22 protein-coding genes and 1 tRNA gene are annotated in these 24,627 nt (G+C 66.3%); 17 read left to right on the plus strand and 6 right to left on the minus strand.

Annotated elements, in window-relative coordinates; all coding sequences use genetic code 11:
* The first annotated feature begins 1 nt into the window (after position 1).
* From GGR00_RS08320 to GGR00_RS08335, 4 genes are all read left to right on the plus strand, one after another.
* A complete protein-coding gene (locus GGR00_RS08320) occupies positions 2-1,000 on the plus strand; it encodes an ABC transporter ATP-binding protein (RefSeq protein ID WP_184699151.1) in 999 nt (332 codons plus the stop codon).
* A complete protein-coding gene (locus tag GGR00_RS08325; protein ID WP_184699153.1) occupies positions 997-1,773 on the plus strand; it encodes an L-iditol 2-dehydrogenase in 777 nt (258 codons plus the stop codon). The genes GGR00_RS08320 and GGR00_RS08325 overlap by 4 nt, the downstream gene beginning before the upstream one ends.
* A gap of 183 nt (positions 1,774-1,956) precedes the next feature.
* On the plus strand, positions 1,957-3,435 hold the full coding sequence (locus tag GGR00_RS08330; RefSeq protein ID WP_184699155.1) for a mannitol dehydrogenase family protein: 1,479 nt from the start codon (positions 1,957-1,959) through the stop codon (positions 3,433-3,435).
* Positions 3,436-3,590: 155 nt separating this feature from the next.
* Entirely contained in the window at positions 3,591-5,162 is a 1,572-nt protein-coding gene (locus GGR00_RS08335) for an FGGY-family carbohydrate kinase (protein WP_184699157.1), read from the plus strand.
* A gap of 53 nt (positions 5,163-5,215) precedes the next feature.
* Here GGR00_RS08335 and GGR00_RS08340 read toward each other — a convergent pair whose 3' ends face one another.
* Positions 5,216-5,800: a hypothetical protein gene (locus GGR00_RS08340; protein WP_184699158.1), complete on the minus strand. Its 585-nt coding sequence runs from the start codon at positions 5,798-5,800 to the stop codon at positions 5,216-5,218.
* Between the two features lie 195 nt (positions 5,801-5,995).
* Positions 5,996-6,238, minus strand: coding sequence for a DUF1344 domain-containing protein (locus GGR00_RS08345; RefSeq protein WP_184699160.1), 243 nt, complete (start codon positions 6,236-6,238; stop codon positions 5,996-5,998).
* A gap of 520 nt (positions 6,239-6,758) precedes the next feature.
* On the opposite strand from GGR00_RS08345, the gene GGR00_RS08350 reads away from it, so the two are divergent.
* Positions 6,759-7,994 (plus strand): efflux RND transporter periplasmic adaptor subunit, encoded by a 1,236-nt coding sequence (locus GGR00_RS08350; protein WP_184699162.1) that lies wholly within the window; start codon positions 6,759-6,761, stop codon positions 7,992-7,994.
* The gene (locus GGR00_RS08355) at positions 7,991-11,188 is read left to right on the plus strand and encodes an efflux RND transporter permease subunit (RefSeq protein ID WP_184699164.1); all 3,198 of its coding nucleotides are present in this window, start codon (positions 7,991-7,993) and stop codon (positions 11,186-11,188) included. Before GGR00_RS08350 ends, GGR00_RS08355 begins: the two co-directional genes overlap by 4 nt.
* A 3-nt stretch (positions 11,189-11,191) precedes the next feature.
* On the opposite strand, the gene GGR00_RS08360 is transcribed toward GGR00_RS08355, so the two are convergent.
* Together GGR00_RS08360 and GGR00_RS08365 are read right to left on the minus strand one after the other, a co-directional pair.
* The gene (locus GGR00_RS08360) at positions 11,192-12,850 is read right to left on the minus strand and encodes an FMN-binding glutamate synthase family protein (RefSeq protein WP_184699166.1); all 1,659 of its coding nucleotides are present in this window, start codon (positions 12,848-12,850) and stop codon (positions 11,192-11,194) included.
* A gap of 257 nt (positions 12,851-13,107) precedes the next feature.
* Positions 13,108-13,197: transfer RNA gene (locus GGR00_RS08365), tRNA-Ser, on the minus strand.
* A 438-nt stretch (positions 13,198-13,635) separates the two neighbouring features.
* Here GGR00_RS08365 and GGR00_RS08370 point away from each other — a divergent pair.
* The 5 genes from GGR00_RS08370 to GGR00_RS08390 all read left to right on the plus strand — a co-directional run bounded on the left by GGR00_RS08370 (position 13,636) and on the right by GGR00_RS08390 (position 17,135).
* The gene (locus GGR00_RS08370; RefSeq protein WP_055981495.1) at positions 13,636-14,340 is read left to right on the plus strand and encodes a hypothetical protein; all 705 of its coding nucleotides are present in this window, start codon (positions 13,636-13,638) and stop codon (positions 14,338-14,340) included.
* A gap of 91 nt (positions 14,341-14,431) precedes the next feature.
* Positions 14,432-14,752, plus strand: coding sequence for a hypothetical protein (locus tag GGR00_RS08375; protein WP_055981498.1), 321 nt, complete (start codon positions 14,432-14,434; stop codon positions 14,750-14,752).
* 59 nt (positions 14,753-14,811) lie between these two features.
* Complete coding sequence (gene msrA / locus GGR00_RS08380) at positions 14,812-15,477, plus strand: peptide-methionine (S)-S-oxide reductase MsrA (protein WP_055981501.1); 666 nt, start codon at positions 14,812-14,814, stop codon at positions 15,475-15,477.
* A gap of 194 nt (positions 15,478-15,671) precedes the next feature.
* Positions 15,672-16,661 carry a BMP family lipoprotein gene (locus GGR00_RS08385; RefSeq protein WP_055981504.1) on the plus strand — a complete coding sequence of 330 codons (990 nt, stop codon included), beginning with the start codon at positions 15,672-15,674 and terminating at the stop codon, positions 16,659-16,661.
* A gap of 102 nt (positions 16,662-16,763) precedes the next feature.
* Positions 16,764-17,135: a VOC family protein gene (locus GGR00_RS08390; protein WP_055981507.1), complete on the plus strand. Its 372-nt coding sequence runs from the start codon at positions 16,764-16,766 to the stop codon at positions 17,133-17,135.
* 18 nt (positions 17,136-17,153) lie between these two features.
* Here GGR00_RS08390 and GGR00_RS08395 read toward each other — a convergent pair whose 3' ends face one another.
* The gene (locus GGR00_RS08395; RefSeq protein ID WP_055981511.1) at positions 17,154-17,363 is read right to left on the minus strand and encodes a SlyX family protein; all 210 of its coding nucleotides are present in this window, start codon (positions 17,361-17,363) and stop codon (positions 17,154-17,156) included.
* 163 nt (positions 17,364-17,526) lie between these two features.
* Here GGR00_RS08395 and GGR00_RS08400 point away from each other — a divergent pair, with 163 nt between their 5' ends.
* The 6 genes from GGR00_RS08400 (at position 17,527) to deoA (ending at position 24,022) form a co-directional block, all read left to right on the plus strand.
* A complete protein-coding gene (locus tag GGR00_RS08400) occupies positions 17,527-19,059 on the plus strand; it encodes an ABC transporter ATP-binding protein (protein ID WP_184699168.1) in 1,533 nt (510 codons plus the stop codon).
* Positions 19,056-20,198 carry an ABC transporter permease gene (locus GGR00_RS08405; protein ID WP_184699170.1) on the plus strand — a complete coding sequence of 381 codons (1,143 nt, stop codon included), beginning with the start codon at positions 19,056-19,058 and terminating at the stop codon, positions 20,196-20,198. Before GGR00_RS08400 ends, GGR00_RS08405 begins: the two co-directional genes overlap by 4 nt.
* Before the next feature lies 1 nt (position 20,199).
* On the plus strand, positions 20,200-21,171 hold the full coding sequence (locus GGR00_RS08410) for an ABC transporter permease (RefSeq protein WP_055981521.1): 972 nt from the start codon (positions 20,200-20,202) through the stop codon (positions 21,169-21,171).
* A gap of 158 nt (positions 21,172-21,329) precedes the next feature.
* Positions 21,330-21,722, plus strand: coding sequence for a cytidine deaminase (cdd, locus tag GGR00_RS08415; RefSeq protein WP_184699172.1), 393 nt, complete (start codon positions 21,330-21,332; stop codon positions 21,720-21,722).
* Positions 21,719-22,525, plus strand: a complete 807-nt coding sequence (locus tag GGR00_RS08420) for a purine-nucleoside phosphorylase (RefSeq protein ID WP_055981527.1) — start codon at positions 21,719-21,721, stop codon at positions 22,523-22,525. The genes cdd and GGR00_RS08420 overlap by 4 nt, the downstream gene beginning before the upstream one ends.
* Before the next feature lie 177 nt (positions 22,526-22,702).
* Positions 22,703-24,022, plus strand: coding sequence for a thymidine phosphorylase (gene deoA, locus GGR00_RS08425; protein ID WP_184699174.1), 1,320 nt, complete (start codon positions 22,703-22,705; stop codon positions 24,020-24,022).
* Positions 24,023-24,073: 51 nt separating this feature from the next.
* Here the strand turns inward: deoA and GGR00_RS08430 are convergent, their stop codons facing one another.
* Positions 24,074-24,607, minus strand: coding sequence for a TIGR02281 family clan AA aspartic protease (locus tag GGR00_RS08430; RefSeq protein ID WP_184699176.1), 534 nt, complete (start codon positions 24,605-24,607; stop codon positions 24,074-24,076).
* Positions 24,608-24,627 lie beyond the last annotated feature (20 nt).

Raw genomic sequence — 24,627 nt, forward strand, 5'->3', positions numbered from 1 at the left:
CATGGGAAACATCACTCTCAACAAGGTGTCGAAGTCCTTCGGCACGACCACCATCATCCCCGAGCTCGACCTCGAGATCGAGGATGGCGAGTTCGTCGTCTTCGTCGGCCCGTCCGGTTGCGGCAAGTCGACCTTGCTCAGGCTCATCGCCGGGCTGGAGGACACGTCCGCCGGCAAGATCAGCATCGATGGCCGCGACGTCACCGGCGAGGCGCCGGCCAAGCGCCGGCTGGCGATGGTCTTCCAGTCCTACGCGCTCTACCCGCACATGACCGTCTACAAGAACATCGCCTTCCCGCTGAAGATGGCCGGCGAGGATGCCGCCGTCATCGACAAGAAGGTCAAGGATGCCGCGCGCGTTCTGAACCTGACCAACTATCTCGAGCGCCGCCCGGGCCAGCTCTCCGGTGGCCAGCGCCAGCGCGTCGCCATCGGCCGCGCCATCGTCCGCCAGCCCTCGGCCTTCCTGTTCGACGAGCCGCTGTCCAACCTCGACGCCGCCCTGCGCGGCACCATGCGGCTGGAGATCAGCGAGCTGCACCACCAGCTCAAGACGACGATGATCTACGTCACCCACGACCAGGTCGAGGCGATGACCATGGCCGACAAGATCGTGGTGCTGAATGCCGGCAACATCGAGCAGGTCGGCTCGCCGATGGAGCTCTACAAGACGCCGAAGAACCTGTTCGTCGCCGGCTTCATCGGCTCGCCGAGGATGAACCTGATCAACGGCGCCGCCGCCGCCAGGCATGGCGCGACGACGATCGGCGTCAGGCCCGAGCATCTCGGCATCTCCACCACGGCGGGCGAATGGAAGGCGACGGTCGGCGTCGCCGAGCATCTTGGCTCCGACACCTTCCTGCATGTCCAGGCCGGCGATGTCGGCACGCTTACGGTGCGCGCCGACGGCGAGCTTGGCGTGCGCCATGGCGAGACCGTTTATCTCACCCCGAGCCCGAACAAGATCCATCGCTTCGGTGCCGACGGGAGGGCCATGTGAACAACAGGCTCCAGGGAAAGTCGGCGCTGATCACGGGGGCCGCGCGCGGCATCGGCCGGGCTTTCGCCGAGGCCTATGTCGGTGAGGGCGCCGTCGTCGCCATCGGCGACATCAACCTCGAAGCGGCTGAAAAGACCGCCGCCGAGATCGGCCCGTCCGCCTATGCCGTCAAGCTCGACGTCACCGATCAGGCCTCGATCGAGGCGGCGGTCAAGGCCGTCGAGGCCCGGGCAGGCGGCCTCGACATCCTGGTCAACAACGCCGCGCTGTTCGATCTCGCCCCGATCGTCGAGATCGGCAAGGCAAGCTTCGACAGGCTGTTTGCGGTCAATGTCGCCGGCACCCTGTTCACCTTGCAGGCCGCCGCCCGCTCGATGATCGCGCGGGGGCAGGGCGGCAGGATCATCAACATGGCAAGCCAGGCCGGCCGTCGCGGCGAGGCGCTCGTCGCCGTCTACTGCGCCACCAAGGCCGCCGTCATCAGCCTGACCCAGTCGGCCGGCCTCGACCTGATCAGGCATGGCATCAACGTCAACGCCATCGCTCCCGGCGTGGTCGAGGGCGAGCACTGGGAACACGTCGACGAGCTGTTCGCCCGGTACGAAAACCGGCCGCGCGGCGAGAAGAAGCGCCTCGTCGGTGAAGCTGTCCCCTTCGGTCGCATGGGCACGGCGCAAGACCTCGTCGGCATGGCGATCTTCCTCGCCGGGCCGGAGAGCCGATACGTCGTCGCCCAGACCTACAACGTCGATGGCGGCAACTGGATGAGTTGAAGTTTCCTCTCCCCTTGCGGGAGAAGGTGGCCGAGCGGAGCGAGGCCGGATGAGGGGTGTTCCACGATGGCGCTCCGTCCAGCACCCCTCATCCGTCTCGGCGCTGCGCGCCGATCCACCTTCTCCCGCAAGGGGAGAAGGTGTCGCGAATGCCCGCGCCCAGGAAAGGAAAGCGTCGAACCCATGACCGTGAAGCTCTCCCTCGCCACGCTGCCGGATTTGCCCGCCAATGTCGCGCGCCCGGATTACGACCGCGCCTCGCTCCGGGCAGGCATCGTCCATTTCGGCGTCGGCAATTTCCACCGTTCGCACCAAGCGGTCTATCTCGACGAACTGCTCAATTCCGGCCAGGGCCATGACTGGGCCATCGTCGGCGCGGGTGTCTTCGACGGCGAAAAGGCCGGCCGCGCCAGGCTGGCCGAGCAGGATTGGCTCACCACCGTGGTCGAGCAGGACAGCGGCCACATGAGCGCCCGCGTCACGGCGGCGATGGTCGATTTCCTGATGCCCGGCGATGCCGCCGCCATCATCGAGCGCCTTGCCGATCCGGCGATACGCATCGTCTCGTTGACCATTACAGAGGGCGGCTATTTCATCGATCCGGCGTCGGGCCTGTTCAACCCGACCCATCCCGACATCGTCGCCGATGCCCGCAACATCGCCGCGCCGAAGACGGTGTTCGGCATCATCCTCGCCGGCCTCCGCCGTCGGCGCCAGGACGGCATCGTGCCCTTCACCGTCATGTCTTGCGACAACATCCCCCACAATGGCCGGGTTACTGCCGATGCGGTGATCGGCCTGGCAAGACTCGTTGATGAGAGCTTCGCCGACTGGGTCCGGGACACCGTCGCTTTCCCGAATTCCATGGTTGACCGCATCACCCCTGCCACCACAGACCGAGAGCGCGGCATTCTCGCCAGCGATTTCGGCGTCGACGACAACTGGCCGGTGTTCTGCGAACCGTTCAAGCAATGGGTGATGGAGGACCGGTTCACCGATGGCCGGCCGGCGTTGGAAAAGGTCGGCGTCCAGTTCGTCCATGACGTCGCTCCATTCGAGCTGATGAAGATCCGCATCCTCAATGGCGGCCACGCCACCATCGCCTATCCGGCCGGACTGATGGACATCCACTTCGTCCACGAGGCCATGGAGAACCCGCTGGTGCGTGCCTTCCTGGCCAAGCTCGAGCGCGAGGAGATCATGCCCACGGTGCCGCCGGTGCCGGGCGTCGTGCTCGAGGAATATTGCCAACTCATCGAGCGCCGCTTCTCCAACCCGAAGATCGGCGACACGGTGCGCCGGCTTTGTCTCGACGGCTCCAACCGCCAGCCCAAGTTCATCATTCCGACCATCGCCGACCGGCTCGAGGCGGGCGGCGGCATAACCGGCCTCGCGCTCGAATCGGCGCTCTGGTGCCGCTACTGTTTCGGCACCACCGACTCAGGCGCCGTCATCGAGCCCAACGACCCCAACTGGACCCGCCTGCAGGCGACGGCCAGGGCGGCCAGGGAAGCGCCCGGTGCCTGGCTCGCCATGGAAGACATCTATGGCGAGGTCGGCAAATCGGCGCCCTTCGCCGCGGCCTTTGCCCATGGCCTGGACGCGCTATGGGCGCTGGGCACCGGGGAAACCCTGACGCGTTACCTCGGCGACAGCCTCTGAGGCCGGGTCGCCGCTGCCCGCTGGCATTGGCCATGGCGCGCATATAGACTGCGCGTCATGGTTTTGATCGCGGCATTTTCAGACCTGTCGGACTTGCGGCAAACGCTGCCGGTGGTGCGCCTGTGCGCTGGTCGCAGCCGGACATTGTCGTCCTGATGGCGGCCCATCTTTGCGCCGTCGACGTGGGCACGGGCAGCGCGCGCGCCGGCATTTTCGATCCCGCCGGCAAGCTGCTCGGCCGCGCCGAGCATGCCATCGCCATGAACCGCTCGACCTCCGGCCAGTGCGAGCACGATTCGGAGCAGATCTGGTCGGCGGTCTGTGCTGCCGTGCGTGGCGCGCGTGCTGCCGCCGGCGTCGATGCACGCGACGTCGCCGGCATCAGCTTCGACGCGACGTGCTCGACCGTGTTCAGGGGCCGGCGCGGCGAGCAGGTCGGCGTTTCCGCCGGCGGCGGCGACCGCTGGGACACCATCGTCTGGCTCGATCATCGCGCCTTGGCCGAGGCCGACGAATGCACCGCCACCGGCCACGCGGTGCTCGGTTATGCCGGCGGCGTGATGTCGCCGGAAATGGCCACGCCCAAGCTGATGTGGGTCAAGCGCCACCTGCCGCAAAGCTGGGCCCGCACCGGCCAGCTCTTCGACCTCGCCGACTTCCTTTGCCACAAGGCATCGGGCTCGCTCGCCCGCTCGCAATGCACGCTGACCGCCAAATGGACCTATCTCGCCCATGAGCGCGAGGCCTGGCGGCACGACTTCTTCGCCGCGGTCGGCCTCGCCGATATCTTCGACCGTGCCGCCCTGCCGGAGCGCGCCAGCCCGGTCGGCACCGATCTCGGCCCGCTCACCCCGGCCGCCGCCGAAGCGCTCGGCCTCACCACCGCTTGCCGCGTCGGCGCCGGCATGATTGACGCCTTCGCCGGCGCGGTAGGCGTCATCGGCGGCCTACCGGGTATCGAGCGCCACCTCGCCCTGATCGCCGGCACGTCGAGCTGCGTCATGGCGATGTCGCCGGAGCCGCGCGCCTTTGCCGGCGTCTGGGGGCCGTATTTCGGCGCCGCCCTTCCTGCACTGTGGCTGAGCGAGGGCGGCCAGTCGGCCACCGGCGCGCTGCTTGATCACATCGTCCGCTGGCATGGCGCCGGCGGCGAACCCGATGCCGCGCTGCATCGCAAGATCACCGAGCGCATCATGCAACTGCGTGCCGGCGAAGGCTTAGACCTCGCCGGACGCCTGCATGTGCTGCCCGACTTCCACGGCAACCGCTCGCCGCTGGCCGACCCGCATGCGCTCGGCGTGATCAGCGGCCTGACGCTCGATTCGTCCTTCGACAGCCTGTGCCGGCTGTACTGGCGCACCGCCGTCGCAATCGCACTTGGCCTGCGCCATGTGCTCGATGCGCTCAATGCCAACGGCTACGGCATCGACACGCTGCACGTCACCGGCGGCCACACCCGCAATCCGCTCCTGATGGAGCTCTATGCCGACGCCACCGGCTGCACCGTCGTCGAACCGGTCGGCGGCGACGCCGTGCTCCTGGGCACGGCCATGGCGGCGGCGGCCGCCGCCGGCCTTTATCCCAACCTCACCGAAGCCTGCGCCGCGATGCGCCAGGAAGGTCGCGCGCGCCGTCCCAACCCGCAGGCATGGCCGCGCTTCGACCGCGACTATCGCGTCTTCCTCGAAATGCACCGCCAGCGCAGGGCGCTCGACGACATCGTCTGAACCCTGCGCCGCTCCCATGCAAAGAAGGCGGCGCGGCTAGTCGTGCCGCCGCCTCAAGGCGTATGCACCATCTTGGTCGGCGTTTCCAGCAGGCTGAAATCGGAGCCGTCGCACGTCACGTCTGGGTTGGTCGGGCTGAACATTCCGAGCGGGTTGTCCTTGAACAGCCAGGCGTGCAGGTCATAGTGGACGAAGTCCTTCGGGATCAGCGGTTCATGCCCCTCCATCGGGCCCTGGAATGGCTGGCCGAAAAGGCTCGGCCGCTCCTTGGCTTCCGCGAGCGGGACCAGCCATTCGACCGCGACCAGGCGCAGCTTCTTGCCGTCGGGCTCGTAGATCAGCACGTTCGGACGCTTCGGATCCGGCGGGCCGCTGACGGTGACGTTGACGAAGTGGATGCCCATGGCTCCCTTCGGATACTCCATGTGCCCTTCGATCTTTTCGCCGTTGTAGTGAACGCACCCCACCGTCGACAAATAGAGGTCGCGGATCGCATTGTAGGGGTCCTGGTATTTTTCCAGCGCCTGGCGAATGGCGTCGATTTCGGCCTTGTTCGGCTCTTCTGCCGGGGCCTGTGCGACGCCCCAGAAACCAGCCAGAGCAATGACCACGCAACGAGCGAGACTTGCAGTCCTCATGGCAGTTCCTCCAATTTGTGTTTCGCGTAAAAGCTGTACAAATGGACGACGCCTGAATGTCGCTCCGATCACTCCAATTGTAAATTCCTCGAAGCGGGCCGATGCGAGCCGCGCAAGGGAGTACCGCACAAAACGACAAACGCCACGGGTGGGGGATCCCGTGGCGCTGCCTTGTCGACGTTGGAGCCGAGCCGGCTAGTTCGACTTCAGCACGGCGGTCACGCGGTCGCCTTCGTCGTTCAAGATGATCGACACCGTCTCGCCGGCCTGGAGCGGCGGCAGCGCGACGTGGTGCGGCACCGTATAGCTCTTGCCGTTATCGAGCGTGATGACACGGACGCCGTGATTGTACCTGGCGACAACGCCGTTGGGGGACGACGCGAATGCCGCGCCGGCAAGGAATACGAGCGGTGTTGCGATGAGGATGATGGTCTTCATTTGGGGTACCTTCTGTTTTTGGACAAAGGCAGGGCCGTACCCGGCATCGCTTGATGCCTGGATTGTCCACGCCGGTGTTTTTTAAGGATTTGACTTCGGTCCGGTGACCGGTGGTGCGGGCATGCAGGCTGGCTGCAAGCCATTTCGATTATCGGTAGCGCATTTTTTGTCTCCTGCCTGTTTGGCGGCTTTTCGAGCCGTAGTTGAAGGCTGCTCTTTCCAGTTGCTGGAAAGTCAAGCGTCGCGATGGACAGCTGTGTCTGACGGTTTTGCGGGGCAGAAACCTCGTTGCACAGCAGCGTCGTGCACCCTCGATGCGCGGGCGTTTTTGGCCAGCCTGCGAGGCTGCGAGCGCGGTTGATTCGGTGCCGGTCGCAGGTTTGCTGCGGCGATGCATTCAATTTCGCTGCAGGCATCGGAACACGGTTGACCTTCCAGTCACGGGAAGCCCTAGCGTCGCCGAAATTCATCCAGCGGGGTCGTCACAGGCCTCGCATTTTTGTCGACGGGACCGTTTCGAATGACTGGGAAGACGAGAACACTATTGGTGGCTGTTGCGGCGTTGAGTGGTGTCGCATGGTTCGCCTATTCCGATGGCGCGCCGGCCTATGTCAGGCAGGCCCTGGCGTCCGGCGAGGCCAACCCGGTCGCACCCGTACCTCCGCCTCCACAGGTGCCGGTGGCGGAAGTCGTCACCCGCGTGCTCGCGCCGTCGTCCCAGTTCACGGGCGTCGTCGCAGCCGCCAGGACCGTCGAACTGCGACCTCGCATAGGTGGGGTCATCGAGGCGGTCAGCGTGCCCGAGGGCGGGCTGGTCGAACGTGGCCAGCTTCTGTTCCAGATCGATGCCAGGCCGTTCGAGGTCGCGCTCCAGAGTGCCGAGGCGCAATTGCGCCGGGCCGAGGTTCTGCTCGATCAGGCCGGCGTCGACCTCGACCGCTCGCGACGCCTGGCGCCAAAGGGCGCCATCTCCGAGAAGACGTTCGACGACGATGTCGCGCGCAAGCGGGAGCGGGAGGCGCAGGTCGAGGAGGCGAGGGCGGTGGTTGCCGCGGCCAGGCTCGATCTCTCCTACACGCGTGTCACCGCACCCATCTCCGGTCGCGTCGACCGCGTGCTGGTGACCGAGGGCAATCTCGTCGCCGGCGCCTCGGGTGCGGCCACGCTGCTCACCACTATCGTCTCCGTCGACCCGGTCCATGTCCATTTCGACATCGACGAGGCGACCTATCTTGGTTTCCAGGGACAGGGCAGGCCCGACGCGGCCGGCGAGGCGGCATCGGCGGTTCCCGTCGCCGTCGGCCTGACGGGAGAGGACGGCTTCCCCCACATGGGCAGGCTGGATTTCCTCGGCAATCGCGTCGACAGCACGACGGGTACGATCAGGGCCCGCGCCGTGCTCGCCAATCCGGCCGGCGCGCTGATGCCCGGCCTGTTCGCACGGGTGAATCTCGCCACCAGTGCTGCCCGCGACACCGTCCTCATCGACGATCAGGCAGTCGGCACCGACCAGGGCCGCCGCTACGTCCTGGTGCTGGGCGCCGGTGACATGGTCGAATACCGGCCGGTCGAACTGGGCGCGATGAACGATGGGCTGCGCGTCGTCGAAAGCGGCCTGAAGGCCGGTGACACCATCATCATCAAGGGCCTCGTCCGGCCCGGCATGCAGGTTACCCCGAACCGCATCGCGATGGCGCCCGATCAGCGCTCGGTCGACGGCGTTGCCGATGGCAGTGCGCAGGAGGCACGTCGATGAACCTGCCTCACTTTTTCATCAAGCGCCCGATCTTTGCGATCGTGCTGTCGGCCCTCATGCTGATCGCCGGCGCGATGGCGTTGTTCCGTCTCCCCCTCAGCGAATATCCGTCCGTCACGCCGCCGACCGTGCAGGTGACGGCCAGCTATCCTGGCGCCAACCCCGAGGTGATCGCCGAGACGGTCGCATCGCCGCTCGAACAGTCGATCAACGGCGTCGAAGGCATGCTCTACATGAGCTCGCAGGCCGCGACCGACGGCCGGATGACGCTGACCGTCACCTTCGCCCAGGGCACCGATCCGGATATGGCCCAGATCCAGGTCCAGAACCGCGTGTCGCGGGCGTTGCCGCGCCTGCCCGAAGAGGTCCAGCGCATCGGCGTCGTCACGCAGAAGACCTCGCCCGACATCCTGATGGTGGTGCACCTGGTATCGCCCGACAAGCGCTATGATCCGCTCTACATCTCCAACTTTGCCACCCTCCAGATCCGCGACACGCTCGCCCGTCTGCCGGGGGTCGGCGACGTCATCATCTGGGGCGCCGGCGAATACGCCATGCGCGTCTGGCTGGACCCCGCCAAGGTTGCTGCGCGCGGTTTGACCGCGAGCGATGTCGTCGCCGCCATCCGCGAGCAGAACGTTCAGGTCGCAGCCGGCTCGGTCGGCCAGCAGCCGTCGGCGGCGGCCAGCTATGAGGTCACCGTCAGCACGCTCGGGCGCCTGTCCAGCGAGGAGCAGTTCGGGGAAATCGTCATCAAGACCGGCGATGACGGGCAGATCGTACGTCTGCGCGATGTTGCGAGAATTGGCCTGGGCGCCGATGGCTACGCCTTGCGCAGCCTGCTCGACGGCGAGCCGGCCGTGGCGATCCAGATCATCCAGCGGCCCGGTGCGAACGCGCTCGACGTTTCCAGCGCCGTGCACGCCGAAATGGCGCAGCTGCAGCGTAGCTTTCCGGAGGGCCTGGAATACCGGATCGCCTACGATCCCACCGTCTTCGTGCGCGCCTCCCTGTCCGCCGTCATGACGACGCTGCTCGAAGCGATCATCCTCGTCGTCATCGTCGTCGTCCTGTTCCTGCAGACGTGGCGTGCGTCCATCATTCCGCTGGTCGCCGTGCCCATATCGCTCGTCGGCACGCTTGCGGTCATGTATCTGATGGGCTTCTCGCTCAACACGCTGTCGCTGTTCGGCCTGGTCCTTTCGATCGGCATCGTCGTCGACGACGCCATCGTCGTGGTCGAGAACGTCGAACGCCACATCGGCCTTGGCGAGACGCCGAAGGAGGCGGCGCGCAAGGCGATGGATGAGGTCACCGCACCGATCATCGCGATCACCTCCGTCCTTGCTGCCGTGTTCATTCCGTCGGCATTTCTGTCGGGGCTCCAGGGTGAGTTCTACCGCCAGTTCGCGGTGACGATCGCCATCTCGACGATGCTTTCGGCGATCAACTCGCTGACGCTCTCGCCGGCACTCGCCGCCATGCTGTTGAAACCGCACCATGGCGGCGCCCGCCGCGATTGGCTGACCCGCGGCATCGACTTTGTGTTCGGCAGGTTCTTCCGGCTGTTCAACCGTTTCTTCGACCGAGCATCCAGCGCCTATGTTGGCACCGCGCGCCGCGCCATCCGCATCAGCGGCGTGGTGTTCGTCATCTATGGTGGCCTGCTGGGCGCGACCTATCTCGGCTTCCAGAGCATCCCCAGCGGTTTCGTGCCGGCGCAGGACAAGTATTACCTCGTCGGCATCGCGCAACTGCCCTCCGGCGCCTCGCTCGACCGCACCGAAGCCGTCGTCAAGGAGATGTCCAGGATCGCGCTGGCCGAGCCCGGCGTCGAAAGCGTCGTCGCCTTTCCCGGCCTCTCGGTGAACGGCTTCGTCAACCTGCCCAACGCCGCCGTGGTCTTCGCCATGCTCGACCCGTTCGACCAGCGCAAGGACCCGGCACTTTCGGCCAACGCCATCGCCGGGCGTCTGATGGGCAAATACAGTCAGATCCCCGACGGCTTCGTCGGCATCTTCCCGCCGCCGCCGGTTCCCGGGCTCGGCACGACAGGTGGCTTCAAGCTCCAGCTCGAGGATCGCGCCGGCATGGGGCTCGAAGCCCTGGCCAGGGTGCAGGGCGAGATCATGGCCAAGGCCGCCGCCGCACCTGAACTCGCGGGCATGATGGCCAGCTTCCAGGTCAATGCCCCGCAGGTCCAGGTCGATCTCGACCGGGTCAAGGCCAAGGCGCAAGGCGTTCCGTTGACGGCGATCTTCGAGACGCTGCAGGTCAATCTCGGCTCGCTCTACGCAAACGACTTCAACCGCTTCGGCCGCACCTACCGCGTCATCGTCCAGGCCGACGAGCCGTTCCGCGCGCAGGTCGACGACATTGCACGGCTGAAGGTTCGCAATGCCGCGGGCGAGATGGTTCCGCTTGCGGCCCTTGCAACCGTCGTGACGAGTTCGGGACCGGACCGGGTGATGCACTACAACGGCTATCCCTCGGTCGACATCACCGGAGGTCCGGCACAGGGCTATTCGTCCGGGCAGGCGACGGCGGCGATCGAGCGGATCATGCGCGAGACACTGCCGGCCGGCATGGCGTATGAATGGACCGATCTGGTCTTCCAGGAAAAGCAGGCTGGCAACACGGCCATGATCGTGTTCCCGCTCGCGGTCCTGCTGGCCTTCCTGATCCTGGCTGCGCAATACAACAGCTGGTCCTTGCCGTTTGCGGTCCTGTTGATAGCGCCGCTGGCGGTGCTCTCGGCGATCGGCGGGGTCTGGCTCTCCGGCGGCGACAACAACATCTTCACCCAGATCGCGTTTGTCGTCCTCGTCGGGCTTGCGGCCAAGAACGCGATCCTCATCGTGGAGTTCGCCCATGAAGAGGAAAAGAAGGGCAGCGATCCGCTGGCGGCGGTGCTCGAAGCCGCGCGCCTGCGCCTCAGGCCGATCCTGATGACGTCGCTCGCCTTCATCGCCGGTGTCGTGCCCCTGGTCATCGCGACCGGCGCCGGCGCCGAGATGCGCCATGCCATGGGCATCGCCGTGTTCGCCGGCATGCTCGGCGTCACGGTGTTCGGACTGGTCCTGACGCCCGTCTTCTACGTCGTGATCCGGCGCCTCGTGCTGCGCCGCGAACGCACCAAGGGGGAGACGATGGCCGTCTCCCCGGCGGAGCGCTCGCCGCGATCTCCAGGGTAGCGGTCAGGCAGCCTTGCGCCGCTGGAAGGGTCCGTGCGGGATCTCCGGCGGCGCGAAGCTTTCGGCGTTGGCGCGGTCCCAGCGGCTGTACCAGTCGGCCAGTTCGGGAATTTCCTCGCCGGCGACGAGAAAGCCCTCCGGCAGGTACGGATAGGCCTCGTTGCCGTCGAGGAACTCGTTGTCCTTCTGCCGGAACATGAAGTGATAGGGCATGAAGTCGCTGGGATCGCTCAGGCCGGCCGACCCGGCGATTTCGCCAAGTGCCTTCATCGTGTTGCGGTGGAAGCGCGCGACGCGATCGCTCTTGTCGCCGACATCGAGCGCCCGCTGGCGGCCCGGGTCCTGCGTCGCGATGCCGACCGGGCACTTGTTGGTGTGGCAGGCCTGAGCCTGGATGCAGCCGATGGCGAACATGAAGCCGCGCGCTGCGTTGCACCAGTCGGCCCCCAGCGCCACCACGCGGGCGATGTCGAAGGCGGAAACGATCTTGCCGGCCGCGCCGATCTTCACCTCATGGCGGATTCCGGCGCCGCGCAGCGTGTTGTGCACGAAGGTCAGCCCCTCCAGCATCGGCATGCCGACCCGGTTGGCGAATTCGACAGGCGCCGCGCCCGTTCCGCCTTCGGCGCCGTCCACCACGATGAAGTCGGGGATGATCCCCGTCTTCAGCATCGCCTTGACCATGCTCATGAATTCACGGCGATGGCCGATGCACAGCTTGATCCCGACCGGCTTGCCGCCCGACAGGATGCGCAACTGGCCGACGAACCGCATCAGGCCGACCGGCGTCGAGAACGTGCTGTGGGCGGCCGGCGAAACGCAGTCGACGCCCATCGGAATGCCGCGCGCCTCGGCGATCTCCGGCGAGATCTTCGAGGCCGGCAGCATGCCGCCGTGGCCCGGTTTGGCGCCCTGGCTCAGTTTGATCTCGATCATCCTGATCTGCGGATCGGCGGCGAGCTCGGCGAATTTCGCGGGCGAGAAGCTGCCGTCGTCGTTGCGGCAGCCGAAATAGCCCGACGCCACCTGGTAGATCAGGTCGCCGCCGCCCTGGCGGTGATGACGGCTGATGCCGCCTTCGCCGGTGTCATGCGCGAAGCCGCCCTTCTTCGCCCCGGTGTTCAGGGAAAGAATGGCGTTGGCAGACAGCGAGCCGAAGCTCATCGCCGAGATGTTGTAGAGGCTGGCATCATAGGGCTGCCTGCAGGCGGAGCCGCCGATGCGCACCCGGAAGTTGGTGTCGCTGATCGTAACGGGCGAGGCCGAATGGGTCAGCCAGGCATAGCCGGAGCCGTAGACGTTCTCGATCGTGCCGAAGGGCCGTTTGTCCTCGGCGCCCTTGGCGCGCTGGTAGACGAGGCCGCGCGCCTGCCGGCTGAACGGCACCTCCTCGTGGTCGGCCTCGATCAGATATTGCCTGATTTCCGGCCGGAAGCCCTCGAGCAGGAAGCGCAGGTGCCCCACCACCGGATAGTTGCGCAGGATGGAGTGCCGGCGTTGCAACAGGTCATGCACGCCGAGCAGGAAGAGCCCGCCGCAGAGCGTGGCGACGACCAGCAGCCACGTGCTGTACAGCGCCGCCCCCGCAAGGGACGCGAGCGCAATGAGCCCGACGCTCACGAATATCGTATAGCGCTGGTGCGAGAGGATGATGCTCACCATTTTGGGATTTTGTCCGGAAAGTCCGCGAGAGGCGGTTGTGGCATTGCGTAGCGAGGGTGGTCCGGAACGGAATGCCGCGAACGGCAAATCACTCCGGCGACGCGCCTATAGCATCGAATTCATGACATTGCAGCGAATGTCGGCGGCGTTGCGGCGCGTGCGACAGCAATGTGGGGAACATCAGGACGCGCCAAGAAGTCCGCCAGGATACGGCGGTGTCGTAGGAATTTAGGAGTTGGGGGGCACTGGTGGTTAGCTGGCGGAGAGAGCGGGATTCGAACCCGCGATACGGTTCCCCGTATACACACTTTCCAGGCGTGCGCCTTCAACCACTCGGCCACCTCTCCGCATCGCGCGCTTTGCGCCGGCCGGTTTCGCCGGGCAGGTTGGGAGTGCGTGCATCTCCTGGGGCGTGGCTGCGGCCGCTGGGGCCGGCAATCGGGGCGCAGTCAACCTGCCTGCGCCTTCCGCCTGCGGCCGAACACAATCGCTTGCATTCCACCGCCGGGCTCATCTAGTCGATCCCGCGACGCTTGCCAAGCGGTCGCGTGCAAATCTTGCCGGCGAATTGGCCTTGCCGGCAAAATAGGACGTGATGCGCCCCGTGCGGCCGGCCTGCCCCCTGCCGGCGCGCCATGCCACAAAGCTCAGTCGACGACCCTTCTGTGGTCTGAGGGGGGATTTTCCGCGGGCGGGCGCCTGTGGAGCTGCGGCGCCGGCACCTTGCCAGCGCCGGCCGGCCCGAGCAGACTGGTCGCGGGACGAACAATGGGCGGGGCGGAACGATGACCACCGAAGGCGGCACGACAGGCAACAGGAGCATGCTTGGCTGGCTGCCGGTCGCATGGCTCTGCCTGGTCATGGCCCTTTCCGCCCGCGGCATTGACGGCAGCCTGGCCGTCGTCCTGAGCTATGACTTCCCCGGCCCGGTGCTCTATTTCATCTGGTTCACCATGCTGTTCGGCGCGGTCACCATCCTGTGGGGCCTCTACCTTCTGTTCTTGGCCTACGACCGGTCGCAGCGCTTCGCCGTCCAGTTCATTCGCTGGCAGAGCGTCATCATCCTGGTCCTCGTCGCCCGCGAGCTTTACGTGCTCGCCGCGCCCGACTTCGCCTTCTCTCTGGCCTCGTTTGCCTGGACCGCCGGCGAGGTCGTCGTCGGCGCGGCGATGATCGCCCTGGTCAGGCGCGAGCGCCAGGCCGGGCCGGTTGTTGTCGCAGCGGCCGGGGCGCCGCGAGCGCCCGTGTCGGTCCCCGCAGCGATCGCGCTCACCCTGCTCGGCATCGTCCTGGGCGGCGCGCTGGGTCTGGCGCTCGGCCTCGGCGGCGGCCAGCTCTATGCCGAGGCGACCGACATGAGCTGCTTCGAGGGCGGCTGCGGTTACTTCGTCATTTTCATGGGTCTGGGCGGGACCGTGGCCGGCGCCATATCGGGCGGCGTCTTCGCGCTCTGGCGTGTGCTGAGCCGCCGCGCCAGCCGGCCGGTCTAGGCATTTGCCTGTCAATTCGGCGTGTCCGTGATTGCGCCGCGGCGTCGCACGCCCTATTTCTGCTGTCGAAACCGGTATCCCAGGGCCTCGCATGATCCGCTTCGTGTTCCGACTTGCCGCAGCGATCGCGCTTTCGGTGGCCGTCATCATGGCAGTGCTCGACGCCACCCGCACGGTCGCCGTCTCGCGGCTCGTGATGACCCCGCTCGACACCAGCTGGCAGACGGCCTCGCCGAGCACGCTGGCGGCGACCGAGACTTTCGTCCGCGACAAGACGGGCCCCGTCCTGTGGGATGCCGCCATCGTGCCCGTGCTCAATCTTCCTGGCTTCGCGGTCTTCGCCGTCCTGGCCTTCCTGCTCTACGCAATAGGCCACAGGCGGCGCCCGGGCCGCTTCACTGCCGAGGTCTGACCGCCGGCCGCTGCCGCGGCGCGACAGGGTTTCGGCTCACCGAGAAAGGCAGACTCCCGATGTTTTTCCTGAGCGACATGCTGAACAAGAAGCTCAAGCTGCCGGTGCCCGGCGAGGCGCTGCCCGGCCGCGAGCGGGCGATCCCGACGGCATCGAAGCACTTCGTCTCCAGGCGCCCGCTCAAGGGGCCATACCCCGAAGGTCTCGAGCAGGCGCTGTTCGGTCTCGGCTGCTTCTGGGGTGCCGAGCGGCTGTTCTGGCAGACGCCCGGCGTCTGGGTCACCGCCGTCGGCTATGCCGGCGGACTCACCCCCAACCCGACCTACCAGGAGACCTGCACCGGCCTCACCGGCCATGCCGAGGTCGTGCTCGTCGTTTTCGATCCCACGCAGGTCGCCTATGCCGACCTGCTCAAGATTTTCTGGGAGAGCCACGACCCGACGCAAGGCATGCGCCAAGGCAACGATGTCGGCACCACCTACCGCTCGGCGATCTACACTTTCTCCGACGCCCAGCAGGCCGAGGCGATCGCCTCGCGCGATGCCTACCAGGCGGCACTGAAGGGGGCCGGGCGCGACAAGATCACCACCGAGATCGCGGCCGCGCCGGAGTTCTATTTCGCCGAAGAGGATCACCAGCAATATCTCGCCAAGAATCCCGGTGGCTATTGCGGCCTCAAGGGCACCGGCGTTGCTTGCGCGATCCCGCAGAAGGCCGCCATTTAGGCATTCGTTTCACACACCATTTGCAACGCCTGTGCATTTTTCCAAAAGGTCAAGATTCCGCGTGAATTTTGTCTTGGCCCGTGCAAGAAATGGCTATGCGTGGGGGGATAGGGCCCTCGCCATGCGCTGTGCGGCAACCGGAGGAACGGGGCGCGCGGCGATCGCAAAAAGACAACCGACAGGGTGTGGATCACATGAAACGTATCGTTCTCGGCCTTCTGGCGGCCACCGCCATGTGTCTTCCGGCGTTTGCCGCTGATGTCCAGCCGGCGCTGCTCTACGATCTCGGCGGCAAGTTCGACAAGTCGTTCAACGAGGCGTCCTTCAACGGCGCCGAAAAGTTCAAGACCGAGACCGGCATTGCCTATGTCGAGTTCGAGGTTTCCAACGCCTCGCAGCGCGAGCAGGCGCTGCGCCGCTTCGCCGAGGATGGCCGCAACCCGATCGTCATGGCCGGCTTTGCCTGGTCCGAGGCGCTCGACAAGGTGGCCACCGACTATCCCGACCTGAAGTTCGCCATCATCGACATGGTCGTCGAGAAGCCCAACGTGAAGTCGATCGTCTTCAAGGAGCATGAAGGCTCCTACCTCGTCGGCGTCATGGCGGCACTCGCCTCGACCTCCAAGAAGGTCGGCTTCGTCGGCGGCATGGACGTTCCGCTGATCCGCAAGTTCGGCTGCGGTTATGTCGGCGGCGCCAAGGCCGCGGGTGCGACCGAAGTCATCCAGAACATGACCGGCGACACGCCGGCCGCCTGGAACGACCCGACCAAGGGCGGTGAAATCACCAAGACCCAGATCTCGCAGGGCGCCGACGTTGTCTACGCCGCGGCCGGCGGCACCGGCGTCGGCGTGCTCCAGGCTGCGGCGGACGCCGGCAAGCTCGGCATCGGCGTCGATTCCAACCAGAACGGCCTGCAGCCGGGCAAGGTGCTGACCTCGATGCTCAAGCGCGTCGACGTTGCCGTCTACAACGCCTTCATGGATGCCAAGAACGACAAGTTCGAAGGCGGCATCAACAATCTCGGCCTCAAGGAAGGCGGCGTCGACTACGCCATGGACGACAACAACAAGGCGCTCGTCACCGACGAGATGAAGGCTGCGGTCGAAAAGGCCAAGGCCGACATCATCGCCGGCACCGTCCAGGTCCACGACTACACCTCGGACGACAAGTGCCCCTATTGATCGGCTGAACACCGGACTGCGAACCACCGGGCGGCTGCCTGGTGGTTCGTTTCGTTCAGGCAGGAGAATGTCACGGAGCTCGCCCGTCGGCGGGAGGATGCGATGGCTAAGGTCACCGGCATAGGCGGTTTCTTCTTTCGGGCCAGGGATCCGAAGGCGCTTGCCGCCTGGTACGAAACGCATCTCGGCATCGTCGACATCGCCAGGGAAGTCTGGAAGCAGCAGGCCGGTCCGACCATCCTGGCGCCCTTCAGCCACGACACCGACTATTTCGGCCGCGCCGAGCAGCAGTGGCTGATCAACCTGCGCGTCGACGATCTCGATGGCATGATGGCCGAACTTTCGGCGGCGGGAATAGCGGTTGAGACGCGGGCCGAATGGGATTCCGAGGTCGGGCGGTTCTGCCGCATCCACGATCCCGAGGGCAATCCGATCGAGCTGTGGCAACCTTCCGATGCGGCCGGACTGACCTGAGCTTGGCGGCCCGCGCTTCTACCAGTGCGGAGGTTTCGTCACCGGCGTGTCGGGCAGGGTCTGTTCTTCGAGGACGAGGAAACGGTCGGTCAGCGCGTCGAGCTTCTTCTGCAGCCGTTCGATCACCTTCCACTGCTCGGCAAGCTGGCCCGAAAGCTCCTCGATCACCTGCTCCTGTTCGGCGAAGCGGATTTCGAGCGTCGTCAGCCGGTCGTCGGACGTGGTCATGGTCGTTCTCCTCGGTCCGCAACGGTCCGGACCAGTTGAAAGTGGGCGTCCGCGCCCGGTTTGTCGAGTACGGCAGCCGAGCCGATTGGCAGGGCAGGGCGACCGTGCTAGCTCTTCGGACAAGCCATAACAAGAACATAAGAACCTGAGGTGGGACGGTCGAATGGCTGAAAATGCGATCGAGCTGATCGGCATCAACAAGAGTTTCGGCGCCGTGCGCGCCAACCGCGACATCGCGCTCGAAATTCCGCGCGGCACCATCCATGGCATCATCGGCGAGAACGGCGCCGGCAAGTCGACGCTGATGTCGATCCTCTACGGCTTCTACCAGGCCGACAGCGGCGAGATTCGCGTCAACGGCAAGACGGCCGCGATCAAGACGCCCAACGACGCCATCGCCGCCGGCATCGGCATGGTCCACCAGCACTTCATGCTGGTCGAGAATTTCTCGGTGCTGGAAAACGTCATCCTCGGCGCCGAGGGCGAGGCCCTGTTGACGAAGTCGATCGCCAAGGCGCGTTCGGAGCTGCGCCGGCTGGAGAAGGAATACGGCCTCGAGGTCGATCCCGACGCGCTCATCGAGGAGCTGCCCGTCGGGCTCCAGCAGCGTGTCGAAATCCTCAAGGCGCTCTATCGCGGCGCCGAGATCCTGATCCTCGACGAGCCCACCGGCGTGCTCACCCCGGCCGAGGCCGACCATTTGTTCCGCATCCTCGAGCAGCTCAAGGAGCAGGGCAAGACGGTGGTGCTGATCACCCACAAGCTGCGCGAGATCATGGCCATCACCGACAACGTTTCGGTCATGCGCCAGGGCACCATGGTGGCCACCCGCAAGACCAGCGAAACGACGGTCGAGGAACTGGCCGAACTGATGGTCGGCCGCCGCGTGCTTTTGCGCGTCGAAAAGGGCGAGGCGCAGCCCGGCGCGGTCAAGCTTGCGGTCAAGAACCTGACGGTCAGGGATTCGCGCGGCGTTACCATGGTCGACGACGTGTCCTTCGACATCCGCGCCGGCGAGATCGTCGGCATCGCCGGCGTCGCCGGCAACGGCCAGTCGGAACTGATGGAGGCCGTCTCCGGCATCCGCAAGGCGGTCTCCGGCACCGTCATGCTCGACGGCAAGCCGATCGACCTGACCGGCCAGGCCGACCCGGGCGAACTGCGCGACCGTGGCCTCGCCCATGTGCCGGAAGACCGGCACCATGTCGGCCTGGTGCTCGCCTTCGACGAAAGCGAGAACTCGATTCTCGGCTACCACGACAAGCCGCAATATCTGAAGGGCCCGTTCCTCAATCTCGAGGCGATCCAGAAGGACGCCCAGGAGAAGATCGAGAAATACGACATCCGCCCGGCCAACCCACGGCTCAAGACCGCCAATTTCTCCGGCGGCAACCAGCAGAAGATCGTGCTCGCCCGCGAGATCGAACAGGATCCCGGCGTGCTGATCGTCGGCCAGCCGACGCGTGGCGTCGATGTCGGCGCCATCGAGTTCATCCACAAGCGGCTGATCGCCATGCGCGACCAGGGCAAGGCGGTGCTGCTGATCTCGGTCGAGCTCGACGAGATCCGCTCGCTCTCCGATCGCATCCTGGTGATGTTCGCCGGCCGTGTCGTCGGCGAACGCGGCCCCGAGGCGACCGAAGGCGAACTCGGACTGCTCATGGCAGGCGTCGAACACAAGGAGGCCGCCGAATGAGCACGCCTTACGCAAAACTCCCGGCCTGGGCCGACTACGGCCTCATTCCCCTGGTCAACCTGCTCGTCGCCTTTGCCGTCGCCGGCCTCGTCGTGCTGCTCGTCGGCGAAAACCCGCTGCGTGCCGCCGTCATCCTGGTCGAGGGCGCCTTCGGCAGCGGCCAGGGCATCGCCTACACGCTGTTTTACGCCACCAACTTCATCTTTACCGGTCTTGCGGTCGCGGTCGCCTTCCACTGCGGCCTGTTCAACATCGGCGGCGAAGGCCAAGCCTACATCGCCGGCCTCGGCGTCGGCCTTGTGGCGCTTGCCTTCGACAGCGTCCTGCCGTGGTGGCTGACCTTCCCGCTGGCGATCCTCGCCTCCGCCCTCGTCGGGGCGCTGTGGGCTCTGATCCCGGCCTACCTCCAGGCCAAGCGCGGCTCGCACATCGTCATCACCACCATCATGTTCAACTTCATCGCCGCCAGCGTCATGGTCTACATGCTGGTCAACGTGCTGAAGCCGGTCGGCTCGATGGCGCCGCAGACCCGCCAGTTCCTCGAAGGCGGGCAACTGCCCAAGCTCGGCTGGCTGCTGGCCGAGTTCGGCCTCAAGGTCCGGCCGTCGGCACCGCTCAACATCTCCTTCCTGCTGGCGCTGGTCATGGCCTTCCTGGTCTGGGTGCTGATCTGGCGCACCAAGCTCGGCTACGAGATCCGCACCATGGGCTTCAGCCCCAAGGCCGCGCGCTATGCCGGCATCTCGGAAGTGCGCATCATCATCGTTACCATGCTCATCTCCGGTGCGCTGGCCGGCATGATGGCGCTCAACCCGATCATGGGCGACCAGCACAACGTGCCGCTCGACTTCGTCAGCGGCGCCGGCTTCGTCGGCATCGCGGTAGCGCTGATGGGCCGCTCGCACCCAGCCGGCATCGTGCCGGCGGCGATCCTGTTCGGCATGCTCTACCAGGGCGGCGCCGAACTCGCCTTCGAGATGCCCAACATTTCCCGCGACATGATCGTCATCATCCAGGGCCTGGTCATCCTGTTTGCCGGTGCGCTGGAAAACATGTTCCGCCCGACGATCCAGGGCATCTTCGCGAGCTTCAGCCCGCGATCCGTCGGCATATCGGCGACCAAAGGGGAGCGTGCCTGAGATGGAATTCATAGACACGCTCATCAACATCCTGAACTCGACGATCCGGGTCTCGGTGCCGCTGCTGCTCGCCTGCCTGGCCGGCCTCTATTCCGAACGCGCCGGCGTCTTCGACATCGGGCTCGAGGGCAAGATGCTGGCCGGCGCCTTTGCCGGCGCCGCTGCTGCCGCCGTCTTTGCCTCGGCATGGATCGGCCTGCTCGTCGCCATGCTGGTCTCCGTCGGCATGGCGCTGATCCACGGCTTTGCCTCGATCACCCACCGCGGCAACCAGATCGTGTCGGGCGTGGCGATCAATTTCATCGCCGCCGGCTCGACCATCATCCTCGGCCAGGCCTGGTTCCAGCAGGGCGGCCGCACGCCGTCGCTGCCGCCGGAAGGTCGCTTCGGCGCCATCACGCTGCCCGGCGCCGACGCGCTGCGCGACGTGCCTGTCATCGGCCAGCTCTATTCCGGCCTGCTGTCGGGCCATTCGCTGCTCACCTATGTCGCCTTCCTGGCCGTGCCGTTCACCTGGTGGGTGCTGTTCCGCACCCGCTTCGGCCTGCGCCTGCGTGCCGTCGGCGAAAATCCGGCGGCGGTCGACACCGCCGGCATCTCGGTGACCTGGCTGCGCTATCGCGCGGTCATCTGCACCGGCATCCTCACCGGCCTCGCCGGCTCCTACATGGCGCTCGCCCAGAACGCCGGCTTCGTCAAGGACATGACCGCCGGCCGCGGCTACATCGCGCTCGCAGCCCTGATCTTCGCCAAGTGGAAGCCGGTGCCGGCGATGTTCGCCTGCCTGCTGTTCGGCTTCCTCGATGCGCTGTCGATCCGCCTCCAGGGCACGCCGTTGCCCATCATCGGCAAGGTGCCGGTGCAACTGATGCAGGCGCTGCCCTACATCCTCACCGTCATCCTGCTCGCCGGCTTCATCGGCAAGGCCATCCCGCCCCGCGCCGGCGGCGTGCCTTATGTGAAGGAGCGGTGAAGGCCGAATGATCGAAACTCCAAGCCGCCCCTCATCCGCCTGCCGGCACCTTCTCCCCGTGAAGAACGGGGAGAAGGACGCTGCGACGTTGACGCCCCCCTCTCCCCGTCATTCACGGGGAGAGGGTAAGGATGAGGGGCAGATTTCAGGATACCGCCATGTCTCATGATCTCTTCCAGGCGGCCCGCACCGCCATGGCCAAAGCCTATGCGCCCTATTCGAAGTTTCCCGTCGGCGCGGCACTGCGCACCGAGGATGGACGCATCTTTGCCGGCGCCAATATCGAGGTCGCGTCCTATCCCGAGGGCTGGTGCGCCGAGACCACGGCACTTGGCCACTACATCATGGCCGGCGGCGGCAAGATCACAGAGATCGCAGTTGTCGCCGAGCGCATGGCCCGCATCACGCCCTGCGGCGGCTGCCGCCAGCGCCTCGCCGAATTCACCAGCCCGGATACCAAGCTGTATCTCTGCGACGATGCCGGCATCGTTGAAACGGTTACCATGGGCCAGATGCTGCCCTACGGCTTTGAAGGCGAGATCTTGAAATGAAGGAAGCCGTCGATCGTCTCGTCGAGCAGCTCGACGGTCTCGCGCCGGCAACGGCAATGGTGCTGGGTTCCGGCCTCGGCGGGCTCGTCGACGAGGTCGAAAACGCCGTCCGCATCCCTTACGCCGCGCTGCCGGGGTTCCCGAGAAGCGGCGTCACCGGCCATGCCGGCGAGCTCGTTGCCGGGCTGTTCGGTGGCCGGCCTGTCATCATGATGGCCGGCCGTGCGCACTACTATGAGCATGGCGACGCCTCGGTCATGCGCCCGGCGCTCGAGACGCTGGCCGGCATCGGCGTCACCAAGCTGGTGCTCACCAATGCCGCCGGCTCCGTCGATCCTGAAATGCTGCCCGGCTCGATCATGCTGATCGAGGACCACATCAATTTCGCCGGCGCCAATCCGCTGTTCGGAGAGCCCACCGACCGCCGCTTCGTCGGCCTGACCGAGGCCTATGACGGCCGCTTGCGCAAGGCCTTCGAATCCGCCGCCGATGCCGCCGCCATCGAGCTGCACAAGGGCGTCTACATGTGGTTCTCCGGCCCGTCCTTCGAGACCCCGGCCGAAATCCGCATGGCCCGCATGTTCGGCGCTCATGCGGTCGGCATGTCGACCGTGCCCGAGGCGATCATCGCCCGCTTCCTCGGCCTTAGGGTGCTGGCCTGCTCCGTCATCACCAACCTCGCCGCCGGCATGACCGGTGCCGAGCTGTCGCACCGCGAGACCAAGGACATGGCCCCCATCGGCGGCGCCCGTCTCGCCTCGGTGCTGCGCAAGGCTTTCGAGAAAGGCTCGTTCGATGAGTGAGGGCGCTCTTACCCTCCCCCTTGTGGGGAGGGTCGGCGAGCGCGCTTTGCAAGGCAAAGCGAGCGAGACGGGGTGGGGGTATGGCCGCCGCAGCCTCGTTGCTGTGAAGGCCTGCCTCTCGACCCCCACCCCGCTCCGCTGCGCGGATCGACCCTCCCCACAAGGGGGAGGGTAGCCGTGCTCCCGCAGGAAATCATCCGCCGCAAGCGCGACGGCAAGCAGCTTGGCGCGGCCGAGATCGCCGCCTTCGTCGCCGGCATAACTTCCGGCATAGTCTCCGAAGGCCAGATCGCTGCCTTCGGCATGGCCGTCTTCTTCAACGGCATGAGCCGCGACGAGGCCGTGGCGCTGACCACGGCGATGCGCGATTCCGGTGACGTGCTCGACTGGTCCGACCTGCCCGGCCCCGTCACCGACAAGCATTCCACCGGCGGCGTCGGCGACAATGTCTCCCTGATGCTCGCTCCCATCGTCGCCGCCTGCGGCGCCTATGTGCCGATGATCTCGGGCCGCGGCCTCGGCCACACCGGCGGCACGCTCGACAAGATGGATTCGATCCCGGGCTATCTCAGCCAGCCCGACCTTGCGCTGTTCCGGCGCACGGTGCGCGAAGCCGGCTGCGCCATCATCGGCCAGACTTCTGATCTTGCCCCCGCCGACAAGCGTTTCTACGGTGTCCGCGACGTCACCGCGACGGTCGAATCGGTGCCGCTGATCACCGCCTCGATCCTGTCCAAGAAGCTCGCCGCCGGCCTCGGTTCGCTGGTGCTCGACGTCAAGATCGGCAACGGCGCCTTCATGGAAAGCGCGCGTGACGCGTCTGCGCTGGCCACCAGCCTGGTCGAGGTCGCCAATGGCGCCGGCCTCAGGACCACGGCGCTCATCACCGGCATGAACGAGCCGCTGGCCTCCGCTGCCGGCAATGCCGTCGAGGTTCTCAACGCGGTCGATTTCCTCACCGGCCGCTTCCGCGACCCGCGTCTCGAAGAGGTCACGCTGGCGCTTGCCGCCGAGATGCTGGTCTCCGCCGGCCGTGCCGGCTCGCAGCGCGACGGCCTCGCGCGGGCGCGCACCGCGCTCGACGACGGCACCGCCGCCGACATCTTCGGCCGCATGGTCGCGATCCTCGGCGGCCCGGCCGACTTCGTGTCGAACCCGGTCAAGTATTTGCCAAAGGCAGAGGTGGAACTCGTGGTGAAGGCCCCGCACGGCGGCTTCGTATCAGCCATCGCCACCCGCGACATCGGCCTCGCCGTCGTCGCCCTCGGCGGCGGCCGCACCCGGCCCGAGGACAAGGTCGACCACGCGGTCGGCATCACCGCCCTGCTGCCGGTGGGCGCCGAGGTCGGCAAGGGGGAGCCGCTGGCGCTGGTCCACGCCCGCAACGCCGCCGATGCCGATGCAGCCGCAGCTTCGGTGCTTGCCGCCTACGCCATCGGCGAGGCGAAGCCTGCCCGCGCGAAGGTCGTGGTTCGGAAAATCGCGCCGCAGGATTGAGCGGCTTGCCGTGTCTGCACGTCAGCGGGAAGGCGAGCCTTGAAGGACGCGCTACTGCACCAGAAGCAGCGACCCGTCCTCGACCTGGTACTTCTTCAGCCGGGACAGGAAGCTCATGCCGATCAGCGTGCCTTCCAGCGCCTTGTCCTCGAGGACCACCACCGGCACGTCGTCGACGCTGATCCGCCCGATCTGCAGCCGGTCGATGCGCGCAATGGCGGCCTTGGCGATGCCGTTTGCGGTGTTGACCTCGCGGGTGAAGTCGCCGGCCGCGACCTTGACGCCGGCGCGGCGCGCCGTCGACAGGTTGATGGCGACCAGCGTCGCGCCGGTATCGACCATCGCGTCCACCTGCTTGCCGTTCAGCTTGAAGGTTGCGGTGAAATGGCCGCGCATGTCCTGGTCGATCACCACCCGGCGTCCGGCGACCGAACTGGTGGCGGCACTGACCTCGACCGGCCGTGGCGCATCCGCGCTGTTTTCGACAGCGGTCGAAAGCAACGATTGGCCGTGCTTCTCGTAAAGCGACGGCAGCGACGCCGATGCCGCGGCGAATACGCCGAAAATGATGACCTTGCGCAGCATGTGACGCCCTTTGTTCCGGG

The sequence above is a fragment of the Aminobacter aganoensis genome (genome assembly GCF_014206975.1).
GTDB lineage: Bacteria > Pseudomonadota > Alphaproteobacteria > Rhizobiales > Rhizobiaceae > Aminobacter > Aminobacter aganoensis.

Coding starts and splice junctions, on each gene's coding strand:
- GGR00_RS08420 (WP_055981527.1), top strand. CDS start 21,719: ATGAAGGAAGCCGTCGATCGTCTCGTCGAGCAGCTCGACGGTCTCGCG.
- GGR00_RS08360 (WP_184699166.1), bottom strand. CDS start 12,850: ATGGTGAGCATCATCCTCTCGCACCAGCGCTATACGATATTCGTGAGC.
- GGR00_RS08395 (WP_055981511.1), bottom strand. CDS start 17,363: ATGACCACGTCCGACGACCGGCTGACGACGCTCGAAATCCGCTTCGCC.
- msrA (WP_055981501.1), top strand. CDS start 14,812: ATGTTTTTCCTGAGCGACATGCTGAACAAGAAGCTCAAGCTGCCGGTG.
- GGR00_RS08385 (WP_055981504.1), top strand. CDS start 15,672: ATGAAACGTATCGTTCTCGGCCTTCTGGCGGCCACCGCCATGTGTCTT.
- GGR00_RS08405 (WP_184699170.1), top strand. CDS start 19,056: ATGAGCACGCCTTACGCAAAACTCCCGGCCTGGGCCGACTACGGCCTC.
- GGR00_RS08430 (WP_184699176.1), bottom strand. CDS start 24,607: ATGCTGCGCAAGGTCATCATTTTCGGCGTATTCGCCGCGGCATCGGCG.
- GGR00_RS08375 (WP_055981498.1), top strand. CDS start 14,432: ATGATCCGCTTCGTGTTCCGACTTGCCGCAGCGATCGCGCTTTCGGTG.
- GGR00_RS08335 (WP_184699157.1), top strand. CDS start 3,591: ATGGCGGCCCATCTTTGCGCCGTCGACGTGGGCACGGGCAGCGCGCGC.
- GGR00_RS08330 (WP_184699155.1), top strand. CDS start 1,957: ATGACCGTGAAGCTCTCCCTCGCCACGCTGCCGGATTTGCCCGCCAAT.
- GGR00_RS08320 (WP_184699151.1), top strand. CDS start 2: ATGGGAAACATCACTCTCAACAAGGTGTCGAAGTCCTTCGGCACGACC.
- GGR00_RS08350 (WP_184699162.1), top strand. CDS start 6,759: ATGACTGGGAAGACGAGAACACTATTGGTGGCTGTTGCGGCGTTGAGT.
- GGR00_RS08410 (WP_055981521.1), top strand. CDS start 20,200: ATGGAATTCATAGACACGCTCATCAACATCCTGAACTCGACGATCCGG.
- cdd (WP_184699172.1), top strand. CDS start 21,330: ATGTCTCATGATCTCTTCCAGGCGGCCCGCACCGCCATGGCCAAAGCC.
- GGR00_RS08400 (WP_184699168.1), top strand. CDS start 17,527: ATGGCTGAAAATGCGATCGAGCTGATCGGCATCAACAAGAGTTTCGGC.
- GGR00_RS08340 (WP_184699158.1), bottom strand. CDS start 5,800: ATGAGGACTGCAAGTCTCGCTCGTTGCGTGGTCATTGCTCTGGCTGGT.
- GGR00_RS08370 (WP_055981495.1), top strand. CDS start 13,636: ATGACCACCGAAGGCGGCACGACAGGCAACAGGAGCATGCTTGGCTGG.
- GGR00_RS08390 (WP_055981507.1), top strand. CDS start 16,764: ATGGCTAAGGTCACCGGCATAGGCGGTTTCTTCTTTCGGGCCAGGGAT.
- GGR00_RS08345 (WP_184699160.1), bottom strand. CDS start 6,238: ATGAAGACCATCATCCTCATCGCAACACCGCTCGTATTCCTTGCCGGC.
- GGR00_RS08355 (WP_184699164.1), top strand. CDS start 7,991: ATGAACCTGCCTCACTTTTTCATCAAGCGCCCGATCTTTGCGATCGTG.